Source organism: Acidocella sp. MX-AZ02 (genome assembly GCF_000306035.1).
Lineage (GTDB): Bacteria > Pseudomonadota > Alphaproteobacteria > Acetobacterales > Acetobacteraceae > Acidocella > Acidocella facilis.
The window spans coordinates 487,284-501,452 of sequence record NZ_JH976207.1 but is presented as its reverse complement, the minus strand read 5'-3'; the positions used below and the strand labels follow the sequence as shown (position 1 = coordinate 501,452).

Here is a 14,169-nt window from a genome sequence, read left to right as displayed (position 1 = left end):
TGGTCACTCCTGGGGGGTTGCGGCCGCGAGCGACTGCCCGGGCCGGTAGCGATGGGAAAGGCGGATCTGCGCGGGCGGGCTGGCCTCGGCCAGGCGCGCCAGCAGATGCAGGAAGGCGCGCCGGCCCATCTCGCGGGCCGGCTGCACGATGGAGGCGAGGCTGGGGCTGATCAGCTGGCCGACATTGATGCCGTCCATGCCGATGACCGAGACATCCCCCGGCACCGCCAGCCCGAGCGCGCGCAACCCGGCGATGGTGCGCAGCGCCAGCAGATCATTCGAACAGAACAGCCCGGTCGGCCGGCCAGAGGCGGTGAACACATCGCCCAGCGCCGCCGCCTCCTCGGCATTGAAATCGGCCTCGATCAAGGCCGGGGCCGGCAGCCCGGCCTCCGCCACCGCCTGCATGAAACCGCGATGGCGACGGCGCGAGCGGTCCGAGGCGAGAAACCGCCCCGCCACCATCGCCAGCCGCCGATGCCCCTGGGCGATCAGCGCGCGCGCCGCATCCGCCCCGGCCGCCTCGTTATCGACGGCGACGCTGGCGCGTTCCGGAAACGGCGATTCATTGTGAAACAGCACATAAGGCTGGCCGGCCTCGTCCAGCGCATCCAGGGTCGGGCTGCGCTCGGCATCCGCGACGGTGACGATCAGCCCGGCCACGCGCTCGGCCAGCAGCCCCTCCATCGCCGCCCGCTCCTGGGCGGGGTCGTAATCGCTGGAGGTAATCAGCACCGTCCAGCCCGCCTCGCGCGCCGCCTCCTGAATCCCGGAGACGCTGTCGGCGAATACCGGATTGGCGAGGGTGGGCAGCAACACGCCGACAGCCCGGCTCTGCCCCCTGCGCAGATCCCGCCCCATGCGGTTGGGCCGGAAGCCCAAGGCGCGGACCACCTCCTGCACGCGCTGCGCCGTCTCCGGCCTAATCCGCGCCCCGCCATTGAGCACCCGCGAGACGGTGGCGATGGAGACACCGGCCTGCGCGGCGACATCGTGCAAAGTGGGGCGGGGTTGCGATTTCATGCGGGCGCTTTAGCGCGCCGCCGATGACAATTTCGCGACAGTCCGGAAACGCTTTTATGAAAATGAAAACGTTTACATCATTTCCCTTATCCGGCGCGCAGATACATCCCGAGCATCCGCGTCAGCTCCGCCACCAGCTCTTCCTCCTGCCCTGCCTTGGGCACCTGCTTCATCATCAGCAGCACCGGCATCGCCATCGCCGCCGCGCGGCCGGGGGCGAGTGGCGGCCTGGCTTGAAGCAAAACGGCTTCCACCAAAGCGCGGCTGCGCGCACGGAACGGCCGCGCCTGGCCCACCAGATCCGCACAAGCCTCCAGCAAGGAAGGCGCCAGCGCCCGGTCCTGCTCATGCGCGCGCAGCACCGCCAGCAGCCCGGCCGCCAGCGCCTCCGGGCTCAAACCCGGCGCGGCATCGCGCAGCGCCCCCAGACTTTCCTCCAGCCGCGCGGCATAGCGCTCCAGCAGCGCCATCGCCACGGCGGCTTTGGAGGGGAAAAACTGGTAGAGCGAGCCGATCGGCGCCCCGGCGCGTTTGGCGATCTCGGTCATCGTCGCCGCCTCCACGCCTTTTTCCGCAAATAGGCTTGCGGCGGCTTCCAGCAGTGCGGCCACACGCTGCACGCCGCGCGCCTGCTTGGGCGCCTTGCCGGGCTGGGTCGCGCTTGACGAATGTGAGGACACGCTCATATATCCGAATGTGAGGAAACCCTCATAATACAGTCCCCCTTATCTGAAAAGGCTGTTGCCATGACCGAGCTTGATCCCGCCCGCACCGCCCTGGTGCTCATCGACCTGCAGAACGGCATCACCGCCCTGCCCACCAGCCCGCGCAGCGGTGCGGACATCGTCGCCCGCACCCTGCCCTTCGTGGAAAAATGCCGCGCCGCCGGGGTGCTGGTGGTGCCGGTGCATGTCGGCTGGCACGCGGATTTCGGCGATGCGCTGCGCCAGCAGGTGGACGCCCCCGGCAATCACGGCAAGCTGCCCGATGACTGGATGAATTTCGTCGAAGGTCTGGTGCAGCCGGGCGATGTCACCATCATCAAGCGCCAATGGAGCGCCTTCCACGGCACCGAGCTGGACCTGCAGTTGCGCCGCCGCGGCATCACAAATATCGTGCTCTGCGGCATCGCCACCAATATCGGCGTGGAATCCACCGCCAGGCAGGCCTGGGAGCATGGCTATCAGCTGGTGCTTGCCGAGGATCTCTGCACCTCGCTCGGCGACGGCGCGCATGAATTCGCGATCAAGACGATCTTCCCGCGCCTCGGCCTGGTGCGCCAGAGTGCGGAAATCAACTTCAAGGCCTGACCGGAAAGCCGCACCGGTCATACCGGGGCGGCAAACATCATGCGGAAAGCGCGAAAAAACTTAAAAATACGGAAAATCAATGAGTTGCGCTGGCGGAGGAGATGTCCACCGAACTCAACCACCTAACCACCTGAATTTGAACATCACGAGCGGCCGATGTTTTGAAAAGTGCCCGGAATTATACCCGGGATTTTTTTTGCTGGAAACGCACTCTCACCGCGCCCCGGGCACGGCGCGGGGCCCCGGAAGATCAGGAGCTTACCGGCTCGGCTACGTCGTCGGTCTGATATTGGGACAGCGTGGGGTCGTTTGGCAGCTGGGCGGAGATGGTGCAGAGGTATCCACCCTTGCCGTCCAGGCGGTGATCGACCTGAGTGATCACCCATCTGGTCGGCACGTCCGGATGAAACCCGGAGAGCGTGAGGGGGGCCTCAGCCAGGAAAGCGGGGTCACCCTCCAGCGAGAGGGTCAGCCGGGTCTGCGCGCGGATGGACTGCGCCAAGAGCGCCTTGGCGGCAGCGAGCGCCGTTGCTTGATCCGGGAAATGCTGCCGGATCCGCTTGACCGGCTCGCCCTGCCCCACGCTCACGACATGCTTCTGGGCTGTCTTGTGGACATGGTAGCATGCCACCACCGTGCCGGCGTTCGCGCGGGTCTGCTCGTTCATGCCGAAGCTCGAGGCCTGGCTCGCCTGCACCGTGATTGCCGGCAGCGGTTGACCGCTCACAGAGAGGCCGGTCGCCCGGGCGTAGAACAGCAATTGGCCGTTGGCCACCTTGAGGACGGCGTCATATTGCTGGGCCAGCCGGGTCAGCAGGTTGAGGTCACTTTCCGCGTCCTGCATGACGTGCGGCAGCGGGATTGATGCCAGCGCGCTGCTGGTGCTGCCGGCCAGGCCGTGCCGCTTGGCGATGGTCTGCACCAGCACGCCGATGGTGGTGCCGGCCGCCCACACCTGGGTGTATTGGGTCTGCAGGTCGGTTTTCCCGGCTGGCGTCGGCGCATAGATGGCCGAGCGCGCACGGATGGTTACGACTTCCGGCCAGCCCCGGATCTCGACCTCATCGGCGACGAACATCCCCATATTGATGGTGGTGCCGTCATAGCCGAGGAACAGCGACAGCTCGGCGCCAGTCGGCGGCTTTCTGATCGGGTTGGCCGGGTCCGTCGAAGCAAGCTCGATCACCAGGGAATCGGACTCGTACCCCGTTGCATCGGTCATCGTGAGCGACGACAGATTCGCCTGCACCACAGAGGTGATGTCGGAACCGTTGGCGATGAGCGCGAAATTGGGAACGATGCCGGTACTCATGACCAGAGACGCACGCCTTGATCGGCGCCCACACTGGCAGACAGGTCCGGCAGCGTGATCACCACCCCGGCGCCCAGCACCGGGCCCAGCGCGGCCAGGCCTGGGTTGGCGGCGAGCACCTGCTCATATACCCGGCCGTCCAGCGTGCCGTAATAGGCGAAGGCCACCGCATCGACCACATCGCCATCCTTGGTGGTATAGGTCACGGCCGCCATCAGATCAGGTTCCCGATACCGGTCAGCCCCTCGACCGTCTGCTGCGCGCTCTGCGCCGACGAGACGAGGCCGCCCAGGCCAATATTGTTGAGCAGGTTCGTAAGCAGGCTCGAGGGGCCGCCATCATACCAGCGCAGGGTCACCGTGAAGGCCTGTTTCTTCGGCTGCCCGAAGGCCGCGAAGATGCTCTGCGTCTCGGCAACGCCCGTGATGACCCAGCGCCCGTAGACGTTGCCCATGCCGTCGATCAGGCTCTGGGGCTTCCCCTGGCCAGCGAGAGCGCGCAGGGCATTCAACTGCCCCCCACCGCCCCGGAAGCCAGGATAGACGACGCCGGGCAGCGTGATCATATCCTGCCCCGGGCCGGTAAATTGCAGCGCATCATTCTGGCTAAAGCGCGGGACGGCGGCCCAGGTATATTCGGTGTTGCGCTGCAGCTCCTGGAACGCGGCCGTGTTCAGCGAGAACAGGAAGCTGCCAAGGATCATCTGCGGCATATACCCGCTGGCAGCGCCGGCGGCGCCGGAAAGGACGCTCATCGCATGAACTCCTGGGCCGGGTCGTACATCGCGCCCCGCGCCGCCGTCGCCTGGTGCGCCTGGATGCGCCGGTGCAGCTCATCCCACAGTTTGCCGCCATCCTGCCCGGGCGCGGCATTAATCTCGACCTTGCCGATATGGACCCCGCCGGCGGATGCGTGGCCCCGTGACGTGAAGGCATTCGGCGCCGCCTGGGTCGCCACGCCGGCCGGCGCCTGCCCGCGGCCGGTGAAGGCATTGGTTGCTATGGGCGTTGGGGTAAGCCCCGCGGCCGTAAAGGAGTCGAGCACCGTCTTTTTGAACGCCTCGAGCTTCTTCACCAGCCAATCAAGCCGGTCGCCGATCCAGCCGATGGTGGTCTGAAAGGCAGATTTCACGCCGCCCCACAGATCCTGGAAAAAGGCCTTCACACCACTCCAGTGCTTGGTCAGCTCATAGGCGGCCACGCCGAGCGCCGCCACGGCCGCAATCGTCAGGCCGATTGGGTTGGCGAAGAGCGTCTCCCCCAGGAACAGCATCGCCGAACCCACCGCGCGAATCGCCCCAGGTGCCACTAGGCCGAATTTGGTAAAGAGCAGCGTGTACCCGGCATAGGCCGCGAACGCGCCGCCCACCGTCAACAGCACCGGCGCCAGCACCGCCAAAGATGCGCCGAGCACAGTCACACCAATCATCATGTCGCGCGCGAGGCGCGGGTGACGGGCGGTGAAGGCGTCGAGCTTCTCCAGCGCGGTGGCGGCGAGCGTGAGGGCGGCTGTGTAGGTTGGCAGAATATCGGTGCCGAGCCGCAGCTTCAGGTCGGCCAGCCTGGCCTCTGCCTGCGCCTCCTTGCCCGCCGGAGTGTTCTGGGCGTTGGCGTTCATCTGGTCGATGTTCTGCGCGCCGGCATTCAGGCGCTGGCGCTTATCGATGTTCTGCTGCTGCTGGTACATCGTCGAGAACAGCGCCGCTGCGGTGCGGCCCATGATCGACCCGATGGCATCTTGGATGGCCTGCGGAGAGGTGATGCCGTGCGCCGCGAGGTTCGGCAGCAGCACATCCTTCATCCACTGGTAGGGGTTGCTCAGATATTCCGCAGACCCTTTCAGCGCCCCGGGATTGAGGTATGCGGCCTGGCCGACCTTGTCGAATTTGACCTTCGACCGGTCGCCGATCAAGCCGTATTTCAGCATGTTCTCTGCTGCGCGCTTCGTGGTGTGCCCCTGGTACATCTCGCTGTAGGCGGTCATGAGCGCGGTGCCGACGCGGTGGCCGCCCATCTCCTGGATCAGCGGTTCCATGCCGTAATAAAACGCCTGATCAGTCATCCCTTTAACGGCGATGCCGCCCGTGGCGATGGCATCACGCCATTGATCGGCCGTGACCTTGCCGCCGGTGGCATTGATCACCTGCTGGATCATGTTGGCTTGGCGGTTAAATTCGCCCTGGTCTTTCGTGCCGCCGCGGAGCTCGATCACCTTCAGCATATTCATGAAGGCATCTTCGTTCTGGCCGGCCTGCTCCGAGCCGAAAAGTGCACCATTGGCAAACTTCATCTTGGCCAACATGGGCAGAACCATCTTGGCATCACCCAGGTCTCCGAATACCGACAATGCGTCCGTAATCAGGCCGAGGCGGTCCGACTTGCTGGTGCCGAAGATATTCTGCCGGGCCGAAAAGGCGGCGGCCTGGGAATTGACGCCAGGGCCCATACCCAGCGCTGCCAGGCGCGCCTGCTGCTGCTGGTAGGCCTTCGCAGCGTTAACGGTGGAAAACACCGGCACGCCGATGGCGGCCGCGCCGATGCCGGCCTTAACGCCGAGGCCGGCGATGTTGCTGCCGATATTGTTCAGCCGCTGATAGCGCTCCTGCGCTTCATTCAGTTTGGTCTGTGCCCGCCGCGCGTTCTCGAGCTGAGCGGTGAGGCGCTGGTAAGAGCTCTTCAGGCCTTCGACATCACCCCCGGAAAGAGCGGTTTTCTTGATTTCCTGATTTAGCTTCTTTTGCTCGCGCGACAGCTTATCGACAACCTTGCCGATCGACGAGAGCCCTTCCTTCGTGCTGCCCAGGGCCAGGCGCAAGCTGGAGGAGATCGCGCCTCCGATGACCAACTTGGCTTTAAATTCACGCTCGGCCATTTATCGGCAGCCCTTCCAGCCACCAGACAAACCGGCTGGCGCGCATCTTCACGATTTCCGCTTCTGCCCATCCCGTGAAATGGGCCAGTGCCAACACCCCGTCGCGGATGGTCTCGGGTGTTAGTCGGTAAAAACCCCGAGCGAGGCCTGCAGGCGCGCGTAGTCACGAAGCGGAAGCTTGGCGATATCAGCGGGCGAAACCTCGCAGAGGTTGGCGAAGAGGCTGATCTCCTTGCGCGCCTCGCTGCCCTTCATCTCTTCCACCGTCAGCTGATCGTCTACGGTCACCTCGCGTACCCGCAGCACCGTGGTCTTCGAGCCCGACAGATCCAGTGCGCGGGAGAGCACCACATCGACAAAGCCGTCGCCTGGCTTGAGCCAAGCAGGCAGATCCTTCTTATCTTCGTCAGCCCCTGCCGGTTTCGTTATCTTCGCCACCACTCACCTCCTCACATGCCGAGCGCGGAGCGCATGGCGCTCAGCACGTCTTTGCCGTTGATCACCTGGATCATGTTCAACACGTCGATTTCGTGAATCACCGAAGTGCCGTGCTGCAGCTTGTAATAGCTGGCGGACACCTGCACCTTCAGCTCGGCCACTCTGCCGGGCTTGCTGGTACCCGGGTCGATCTCCTTGATCTTGCCGCGGATGGTGTGAACCACCGGCGTGACGGTGCCGTCGTAAGACTCCAGCACCTCACGAATGATGAACGGCACCGCGGCGCCCTCGGTAATGCCGAAGCTGCCCAGGACATTCGGGTCATAGGAGACCATGGTGAAATCCATCATCAGCTTTTCCATGCCCATGGTCAGCTCGACGGGCGCCTCCATGCCGCCGCCACGGAAATCCTCCGTCTGCTGGGTCAGCTTAGGCGCGTTGACTTCCGTCACCTGCCCGGCATAACCCTTGCCGGACACGAACAGATTAAAGTTTTTCCGAATATCACTCGCGGCCATCCGCCAGCTCCTTAGAAGATGTTGGACTCGTAATCATCCGTCAGATGACTGGTGAAGGTCACGCGCTCGGCCGGGCTCGGCACGGTCTGGTCATAGTCAAACTTGATCTGGCCCGCCGCGATCTGCGCATTCGAGTTTTCGTCCGGGTCCAGCCAGAAGCTGCCACCCAGCACCGCACCCAGCGAGATCAGGGTGCGCATGAAATTGTTGCCTTCCTCGAGGACCGTATCGACGAAGCCCTTTGTGATGGGCTGATCGACCGCCCAGAGATTGGCGGCGGCGATGCTGTCATTGATGATGTCGCGCGACCGAACCACGGCCAGGAACGCCAGCGCGCTGTCGGTGGACAGGGTGCGGTTGCCCCAGGTCCGGAAGCCGTTCATCCGGATGATGGTCGCCACATTGGCCGCGTTCAGCAGGTTCGCGCCGCTGCTCGCATCGCCCATGGTGAAGTCGATGGGGCGCCCCAGCGCCAGCACCGGCGAGAGCGGCTTGTTCGACGGCGAGTACCAGAACCCATAGGTGCTATCGGTCCAGGCGATGATGCCCGCGATGGTGGGGCTGGCGGGACGGGTGATATTCTGCGCCGTCGCCTGATCCAGCTTCGTCACCCAGGGGTCGACCAGATAGACGCGCTCGCTGTCGAAGTCGCCCGCCATCGCAATCGCATCAGCGTCGGTGGTGTTCGGGCCGTCCTGCACGATGATGGCGCGCAGGCGCGCCGCGATGGAAATCATCTCCGCCACCACGGCATTACCGACCGTGCCCACGGTCGCCGTGAACACGGCTGCCGTGGTGGGGGTGCCGGCGGCAGCGGGGAGCTTGAAGGTCGGCGCAGCGGTATAGCCGGAGCCCTCGGCCGTGGTACCGACCTGGGTGACGACGCCAGCGACGACGGTGGCTGTGGCGGCCGCGCCGGCACCGGTCGTATCGCCGGTGGCGTTCGTCACCGTGAGCGGATAGGTGCCGTCGGTATAGCCGGCGCCCGCATTGGACGCGACCAGCGAGGCGATGCCGGCGCTGGTGCGCTGATGGGTAAAGCCGGGGGCGATAAGGATGCGCGGCTTCTGGCCGAGCGCGGCGTTGGCATAGACGAACTGCTGCGCGCCGGCGATGATGTTGGCCTGGGTCTGGGCATCGGTGGTGCCGACATCCACCCGCACCACCACCACCACCGCGCCGATGATATCGAAAATATCCTGCAGGGCGCCGGGCAGCGTGCCGTTATCGGCGCTGACGCTCTTCGAGTAGAGCGATTTGGTCAGGCTGGCCGAGCCGTTATTCAGCACCGGTGTGTTGAGCGGGTAGACCGTCGGGTCCGCGTTCGGGGCGGTTCCCACCACGCCGATCACGTTCGAGCTCACGATGGTGATCGTCTTGGTGGTGCTGGTATCGTCGACCACTTCGACGCCGTGAAGGAAATTCGTACCCATGCGGTCTCGCCCCGGTTATTGCATCCGAGACAGCATCATCCGCCGCGCGCGTCCGTTCCTCCCGGGGGCGGCGCCAGATTAGTCGTGAGGGATAAACAACCCCCAGAACCCTACGCCCACGTCAGAATTCGTGGTGCCGTTGTTGGCCGTGAGCGTTCCCTTTAGCTGAACTCCGGCTGTCACGGAAATGATCGCCGTGCCCACTCCCATATTGCTGGATGTCCAGAAGCTGCCCGCCCCAGGGCCCAAATTATTACCCATGATTGTGCCGCCGCTCGTAATCCCCAGCGAAAGGGAGTTAAGCACGGTCGTGCTGGAGACCGCCTGACAATTCAGCATAATCGTCCCGTTCTGCGGGGGCGTGAAGCTGATGTTCAAGGAGCGGGACCCGCTCGCGCCCGGCACCATATAGCCAACCAATTGTCCAGATTGGCTGAAGTCAGATAGGAGCGCCGCAATAAACCTGACCCAGTTGGTCGTAGCGACGGCGGAAGAATCATCAGGAGCGGGCGGCGTTATCGAGCGTTGAATGCCCCCTGGATTTTCCACCAACACATAGCCGCCGTTCCCGCCATTGACCTTGGTGCTATACCGCAGCCGCGCTTGGCCTGTGATCTCGCCCCCGGCCAGCGCATTCATATCCGCCCCAAAAATGGGCAGCGGCGGGATTGCGGTGGTGCCCGCGACAGAGCCGTCGCACGGCGTGAAAGTCGCCGGGCCTGTATTGGCGGCTGTGGCGCGGAAAGCAAAGCAGGCACCATCATTAATCGGCGCGGTAGCAGCTGGGGTGTAGTTCGCGATGATCGCGTTTGCTTTCCCTGCCGCCGTGGCGTATTGGCTGGTGAAGCCAAGCAGCGCGATTACCCGATTGTAAAGCCACCGGGTTCTATTTGCAAAGCTCTTGCCCTGTGTGTTCATCACACCGTTGACGCCGCCGAGGGCGGCGTCCGTGGTCTCGAGCTGGTATATGCCCGCATCAAAGCTGTCGGATTCGGAGAGGTTCGCCATGTTATCCTGCCACGCCTAAATTGTAGGAGCCGTCGAGCAGCACCGTGCCGTTGAGAATGAAAGCCGCCTGGGTGAAATCGAGGCCCAACAGGTAGCAGCGCGCTGGCTGCGTTGCGGCGAGTATCCGCTTAACCTGATCCGCTTGGCTGTTGGCGATCGGTGCAGACAGGATCACGCGGTAGTATGGCCAGTTCGCCGGGTTGCCGAGGTCATGGGAGCCGTCAAGCATCACTGTTCCATCAAGGTTCCACACTGGATCGCCCTCAATGATCTGCGCATTCGGGTATCCGGCGACGGCCAGCGCGGTCTCCATCGAGGCGAGCGTGCCTTTGATCTTGTGGTTCGCGATGCTCGCCGCCACCACCGCGCGCTTGACCGCCTCCGGCCATGTGCTGTCCCACTCATCGACGCGCCAGGCCCATGCCAGCCAGGGCAGCAGTTCGAGCGGGCAGGTCTGGGCATTCCAGAGCGCGCCCGCGACCACCGGCACAGCCCCGACGCGCGCCGTCGCCTGCTCGAGCGCGCGCTCGCCCGCAGTGGCGTTGGGCGGCAGCAGGGTGGCAACGTCAGACACCATACGCCCCGAAGGTCAGAGTGATGCCGGTGCAATAGCTGGCCTGAAGATCGGTGATGGCCAAGTCGGTCGTGATGCCAGGCGCCGCCAGCACCGCATCGACCACGCCGGTCACCATCAGGGCGGAGATCACGCCGACGACATAAACCGGCAGACCCACCTTGTGCCGGGCCGTGGCGTAGGCCTGGGCAGCAGCCTGGGCGTTCGCCAGCACAGTCGCCTGGTCGGCCGTTGACGCCAGCGTGAGCGTTGCGACGATCGAGTATGAGACGATGCTGGCGCTCTGCACCTGCACGGTATCGCAGAGCGGCCGCACGCTGGTGGAGTTGAGCGCGGCGCTGACGGCGTCGAGCGTGGCCTGCGGGGCGCCCCCGGTGCCCGTCTGTGATAGGACGGTCACCAGCACCGTGCCCGGCTGTGGACTGGTCACGCTGGCATCGAGGACATCGCCGGATGCCGACTTGGCAAAATAGAGATAGGCCCCGCTCGGCCCGGCCGAGGAATAGCCCTCAAGCGAAAGCTGAATGCGCGCCCGGAAAGCGCTATCGGTTTCCATGACAGCAGCGGTCGGCGGGATGGTGGTGTTATTCGCCGGCGTGATCGTCAGGCGCGTTACGCCATAATTCACGCCGATTTGATCGAGGTCACCACCCTCTGCGTAGGCCAACATCAGCCCCACCGAGGCGTCATTCATCTGCTGGCGCAGCAGCGTTTCCCGATAGGCCACGACCTCGAGGATCTTATAAGCCGGGTCGGATTCAAGCAGCGCGGTGAAAGTCGGATCGCGCGCCTGCAGGTCAGCGAGCATGGCTGCCAGGACGGTCTCGAAATCGATCTGCTGGACCACCTGGGGTGCCGGCAGCGCCGAAAGGTCGATGGCCGAAAGGGTGACCGCCATTAGGTTGTCACGCTGATGCCGGGCAGCGCGATCTGCTGCCCATTGGGCAGATACTGCCCGTAGAGATCGAGGGTGAGCACGCCAGGCGCAGCGGTAGCCTGCACCTTCAGCACGAGGATACGGGGCTCCCAGGTTTGCAACGCGCCGACCGTCGCTGAATAAATTTGCGCCAGCGTCGAGCGGTTCAGAGGCGCGTCGATCAGTTTATAGAGATCGCTCCCGTAGGTCCGGCGCTTCACCCGGCTGCCCAGCGGGGTGCTGAGAATATCACGAATGGACTGGCGCAGATGCGCAATATCCCCGAGGGCCTTGCCCGTGTTCGCGTCCGTGCCGATCATGCCTCACAATCGGCACGCTGCCCCCGACTATCCTCCCGGGGGCTATAGCGCGTGGCGTGTGGGGATCGAATTAAAAACCTTCTTGCTCAATGAAAAAATCCATTCACGTCCTATTGCAAAGGTATCGCCGAAATAACGGGAGCAGTTCCCGACCAAGTAATCGTCAATGTGTCACTTTTCACTACATTGATGTTCGCAGTCGGCACTCCGGCCAAGGTATTGACCACCGGCACGTTCACGGTAGTCCCGTTCCTGGTAATGGTCACGGCAGTCAGACCGGCCCCTTCAATTAAAATTTGCGCAGGAGAGTTTATCGAAAAACTATCCGGAGATGATCCGGCAGCAGTCTGTTCGATGTTTTCCCCTCCTCCCCCAATGTGAATATATTGGCAAGATCCACCAGCAGGATCAAAAACACTAATGCCGGTGTTATAGGGCGCGCCCCCTGCCGGAGCATCCAGGGTGTAATAAATGCGCCCGTTTAGATCGAGCTGCCCGGCTCCGGTTCCCAGGTTGTACGCGAAGCCCTGATACTGGAATGCATCAGATGATGCCACGGTAATCTCTGTATCCAGCCAACCCATTACTGTAGCGCTTGGATTAGGGCCTGGGTCATTTGCATTTCTGCCGATAATATATCTGCAGTTTTGTGCTAGGTTTTTGGGCCAATGCTGAACGTGATCTCCGCAAAAAATGGAGTACGCAATTACGCAATTTTGCACGTAATTACCATCAAGAATCGAATGCACGCCGGGCGTGATTCCGTTGTATAGACCCTGCGCGTAGCATTGCCTGGCCACCGACATGCAGCTATTGCCCCCAAGCGAAATCGCGGTCTCGTTTGCATTTGTCGGCAGGGGGGACAAATCGCTGATAGTAGGCGTATAAACAGAAATACGATCGTAGATCGTATTTTGCACGCCCTGGCCTCCGATTACGATATATCCGGATAGCGAGGGGACTTCAAACGCAAGGTCCTGCATAATCAGATTTATGGCGGTTATATTTGCAGTATTCGAGTTGGCATAAAACTGCCCGTATCCAACGCCTTGGATGACCGATCCATTTGTCGACGCGTTGGGGCAAATGTAAGGAAAGACCAGCACGGCACCGTTCTTGGCTGGCGCAGCGCTAAGCACTTCACGGAAAAACCCGACCCCTACCGGGCCAGAAAACTTCACCGTAACATCCGACCCGAATGCTACGAGAGGAAGCGTGAGTATTGCGTTTGTGACATTTGCGTTTTGCGGCGCCCCCCCGACCAAATACACGCCGGCATCCAACATAATTTCAGCGCCGCCAATAGATACCGCGTAATTTATTGCAGCTTGAATAGCAGCCGTATCGTCGTGGGTGACGTTGGCGCCCGAAACAGATGCCGAGGCTGCCTTCGATAGGGTGAGTAAATTCGTCCCGGCTCCAGACACGATCTCCGCAATCAGGCGCGTTCCGTCCCCATCCGTACCCGCGCCGTCAACCCGAACATATTGCCCGGGTTGAAAATCAATTGGCGAAGAAAGCATCAAAACATCGCTACCAGATGCAATGCTGCCGGTGGTCGCTGCCGCTGACCCGGCTGCCCCGAATTGCGCGACATTAATCCTGGCCCTGTATATCGCCTGCCCCGCAGGACGAGATAGGGTTCCTAGGTAGGGGACGATATTTAGCGCAGACGCATTTCCATTTTCGTCCAGAACCGCCGCGCCACCAGCACCGCCTGCCGGGAGTTTTGCAGCTGCGCCAAGGCCTAGAACATTGCTAGGGTCGGACAGATCCGCGTTAAAAATTTTATTTGCCATGTCAGCCTAGAAAAGTGAGGGTTGCGCCGTCGGACAGAGTCAATTCCGCAGTAAGGGTCATCGGGCCAACCCAGAAGTTTGAGCCAGCCGGCAACGTAGTTGCTGCCGATACGGTTCCTGGAGAGGAAAAAAATCCCGCCATAAATCCGCCCGAAATACTGACGCCGTTTGCGTCCTGCTTTGAAAGGTCACCCAAATCGCCAACGGCTGCGGCTGCCGCCGTAGCGACTGAAGAGGCTTCCGCGGCCTGGGTGCTTGCTGCGCCGGCCACGGACTGTGCTGCCGCTGCCGCCACGCTGGCCGCACTCGCGACAGAGGACGCCGCACCGGCGGTAGAGATTGCCTGCGCCGCCTGCGTGCTCGCCGCACCGGCCAAGGACTGTGCTGCCACTGCCGCCACGCTGGCAGCACCTGCGGCGGACGAGGCCGAGCTCGCCGTTGAAGCCGCCTGCGCCGCCTGGGCGCTCGCTGTGGCAGCCACAGATTGCGCTGCTGACGCCGCCACAATGGCCGCGCCAGCCACCGATGATGCCGCGCCGGCCGTGGAGACCGCTTGCGCCGCCTGAGTGCTGGCCGCCCCAGCCACGGACTGCGCCGCCACCGCCGCCACGCTGGCCGCACCCGCGACAGAGGATGCCGCGCCGGCC

General features: G+C 63.1%; 15 protein-coding genes. 1 reads left to right on the top strand and 14 read right to left on the bottom strand.

What is annotated here, in order from left to right:
• Window positions 1-3: 3 nt before the first annotated feature.
• Both MXAZACID_RS02520 and MXAZACID_RS02515 read right to left on the bottom strand, forming a co-directional pair.
• Window positions 4-1,023, bottom strand: a complete 1,020-nt coding sequence (locus tag MXAZACID_RS02520; protein ID WP_008492478.1) for a LacI family DNA-binding transcriptional regulator — start codon at window positions 1,021-1,023, stop codon at window positions 4-6.
• 86 nt (window positions 1,024-1,109) lie between these two features.
• Entirely contained in the window at window positions 1,110-1,709 is a 600-nt protein-coding gene (locus MXAZACID_RS02515; RefSeq protein ID WP_008492477.1) for a TetR/AcrR family transcriptional regulator, read from the bottom strand.
• A 60-nt stretch (window positions 1,710-1,769) separates the two neighbouring features.
• On the opposite strand from MXAZACID_RS02515, the gene MXAZACID_RS02510 reads away from it, so the two are divergent.
• Window positions 1,770-2,333 carry a hydrolase gene (locus MXAZACID_RS02510; protein WP_008492476.1) on the top strand — a complete coding sequence of 188 codons (564 nt, stop codon included), beginning with the start codon at window positions 1,770-1,772 and terminating at the stop codon, window positions 2,331-2,333.
• 250 nt (window positions 2,334-2,583) lie between these two features.
• Here the strand turns inward: MXAZACID_RS02510 and MXAZACID_RS02505 are convergent, their stop codons facing one another.
• The 12 genes from MXAZACID_RS02505 to MXAZACID_RS18660 all read right to left on the bottom strand — a co-directional run bounded on the left by MXAZACID_RS02505 (window position 2,584) and on the right by MXAZACID_RS18660 (window position 13,522).
• Entirely contained in the window at window positions 2,584-3,645 is a 1,062-nt protein-coding gene (locus MXAZACID_RS02505; RefSeq protein ID WP_008492475.1) for a contractile injection system protein, VgrG/Pvc8 family, read from the bottom strand.
• Entirely contained in the window at window positions 3,642-3,860 is a 219-nt protein-coding gene (locus MXAZACID_RS02500; RefSeq protein ID WP_008492474.1) for a tail protein X, read from the bottom strand. Before MXAZACID_RS02500 ends, MXAZACID_RS02505 begins: the two co-directional genes overlap by 4 nt.
• A complete protein-coding gene (locus MXAZACID_RS02495; RefSeq protein ID WP_083878552.1) occupies window positions 3,860-4,357 on the bottom strand; it encodes a phage tail protein in 498 nt (165 codons plus the stop codon). The genes MXAZACID_RS02500 and MXAZACID_RS02495 overlap by 1 nt, the downstream gene beginning before the upstream one ends.
• Before the next feature lie 38 nt (window positions 4,358-4,395).
• The gene (locus tag MXAZACID_RS02490; protein ID WP_008492471.1) at window positions 4,396-6,516 is read right to left on the bottom strand and encodes a hypothetical protein; all 2,121 of its coding nucleotides are present in this window, start codon (window positions 6,514-6,516) and stop codon (window positions 4,396-4,398) included.
• A 120-nt stretch (window positions 6,517-6,636) separates the two neighbouring features.
• Complete coding sequence (locus tag MXAZACID_RS02485; RefSeq protein WP_240376488.1) at window positions 6,637-6,954, bottom strand: phage tail assembly protein; 318 nt, start codon at window positions 6,952-6,954, stop codon at window positions 6,637-6,639.
• A gap of 11 nt (window positions 6,955-6,965) precedes the next feature.
• Complete coding sequence (locus MXAZACID_RS02480; protein ID WP_008492469.1) at window positions 6,966-7,472, bottom strand: phage major tail tube protein; 507 nt, start codon at window positions 7,470-7,472, stop codon at window positions 6,966-6,968.
• A gap of 11 nt (window positions 7,473-7,483) precedes the next feature.
• Window positions 7,484-8,905 carry a phage tail sheath subtilisin-like domain-containing protein gene (locus MXAZACID_RS02475; RefSeq protein ID WP_008492468.1) on the bottom strand — a complete coding sequence of 474 codons (1,422 nt, stop codon included), beginning with the start codon at window positions 8,903-8,905 and terminating at the stop codon, window positions 7,484-7,486.
• Between the two features lie 78 nt (window positions 8,906-8,983).
• Window positions 8,984-9,913 carry a hypothetical protein gene (locus tag MXAZACID_RS17610; protein WP_008492467.1) on the bottom strand — a complete coding sequence of 310 codons (930 nt, stop codon included), beginning with the start codon at window positions 9,911-9,913 and terminating at the stop codon, window positions 8,984-8,986.
• A 1-nt stretch (window position 9,914) separates the two neighbouring features.
• A complete protein-coding gene (locus MXAZACID_RS02465) occupies window positions 9,915-10,487 on the bottom strand; it encodes a phage tail protein I (protein ID WP_205619724.1) in 573 nt (190 codons plus the stop codon).
• Window positions 10,480-11,385, bottom strand: coding sequence for a baseplate J/gp47 family protein (locus tag MXAZACID_RS02460; protein ID WP_008492465.1), 906 nt, complete (start codon window positions 11,383-11,385; stop codon window positions 10,480-10,482). The genes MXAZACID_RS02465 and MXAZACID_RS02460 overlap by 8 nt, the downstream gene beginning before the upstream one ends.
• Window positions 11,385-11,723: a GPW/gp25 family protein gene (locus tag MXAZACID_RS02455; RefSeq protein WP_008492464.1), complete on the bottom strand. Its 339-nt coding sequence runs from the start codon at window positions 11,721-11,723 to the stop codon at window positions 11,385-11,387. Before MXAZACID_RS02455 ends, MXAZACID_RS02460 begins: the two co-directional genes overlap by 1 nt.
• Before the next feature lie 110 nt (window positions 11,724-11,833).
• On the bottom strand, window positions 11,834-13,522 hold the full coding sequence (locus tag MXAZACID_RS18660) for a hypothetical protein (protein ID WP_144052621.1): 1,689 nt from the start codon (window positions 13,520-13,522) through the stop codon (window positions 11,834-11,836).
• Between the last annotated feature and the right edge of the window lie 647 nt (window positions 13,523-14,169).

Excerpts from the sequence above, each read along its gene's own strand:
- MXAZACID_RS02490 (WP_008492471.1), bottom strand. The coding sequence starts at position 6,516 with ATGGCCGAGCGTGAATTTAAAGCCAAGTTGGTCATCGGAGGCGCGATC.
- MXAZACID_RS02510 (WP_008492476.1), top strand. The coding sequence starts at position 1,770 with ATGACCGAGCTTGATCCCGCCCGCACCGCCCTGGTGCTCATCGACCTG.
- MXAZACID_RS17610 (WP_008492467.1), bottom strand. The coding sequence starts at position 9,913 with ATGGCGAACCTCTCCGAATCCGACAGCTTTGATGCGGGCATATACCAG.
- MXAZACID_RS02475 (WP_008492468.1), bottom strand. The coding sequence starts at position 8,905 with ATGGGTACGAATTTCCTTCACGGCGTCGAAGTGGTCGACGATACCAGC.
- MXAZACID_RS02480 (WP_008492469.1), bottom strand. The coding sequence starts at position 7,472 with ATGGCCGCGAGTGATATTCGGAAAAACTTTAATCTGTTCGTGTCCGGC.
- MXAZACID_RS02455 (WP_008492464.1), bottom strand. The coding sequence starts at position 11,723 with ATGATCGGCACGGACGCGAACACGGGCAAGGCCCTCGGGGATATTGCG.
- MXAZACID_RS02515 (WP_008492477.1), bottom strand. The coding sequence starts at position 1,709 with ATGAGCGTGTCCTCACATTCGTCAAGCGCGACCCAGCCCGGCAAGGCG.
- MXAZACID_RS18660 (WP_144052621.1), bottom strand. The coding sequence starts at position 13,522 with ATGGCAAATAAAATTTTTAACGCGGATCTGTCCGACCCTAGCAATGTT.
- MXAZACID_RS02520 (WP_008492478.1), bottom strand. The coding sequence starts at position 1,023 with ATGAAATCGCAACCCCGCCCCACTTTGCACGATGTCGCCGCGCAGGCC.
- MXAZACID_RS02505 (WP_008492475.1), bottom strand. The coding sequence starts at position 3,645 with ATGAGTACCGGCATCGTTCCCAATTTCGCGCTCATCGCCAACGGTTCC.
- MXAZACID_RS02460 (WP_008492465.1), bottom strand. The coding sequence starts at position 11,385 with ATGGCGGTCACCCTTTCGGCCATCGACCTTTCGGCGCTGCCGGCACCC.
- MXAZACID_RS02495 (WP_083878552.1), bottom strand. The coding sequence starts at position 4,357 with ATGCCGCAGATGATCCTTGGCAGCTTCCTGTTCTCGCTGAACACGGCC.
- MXAZACID_RS02500 (WP_008492474.1), bottom strand. The coding sequence starts at position 3,860 with ATGGCGGCCGTGACCTATACCACCAAGGATGGCGATGTGGTCGATGCG.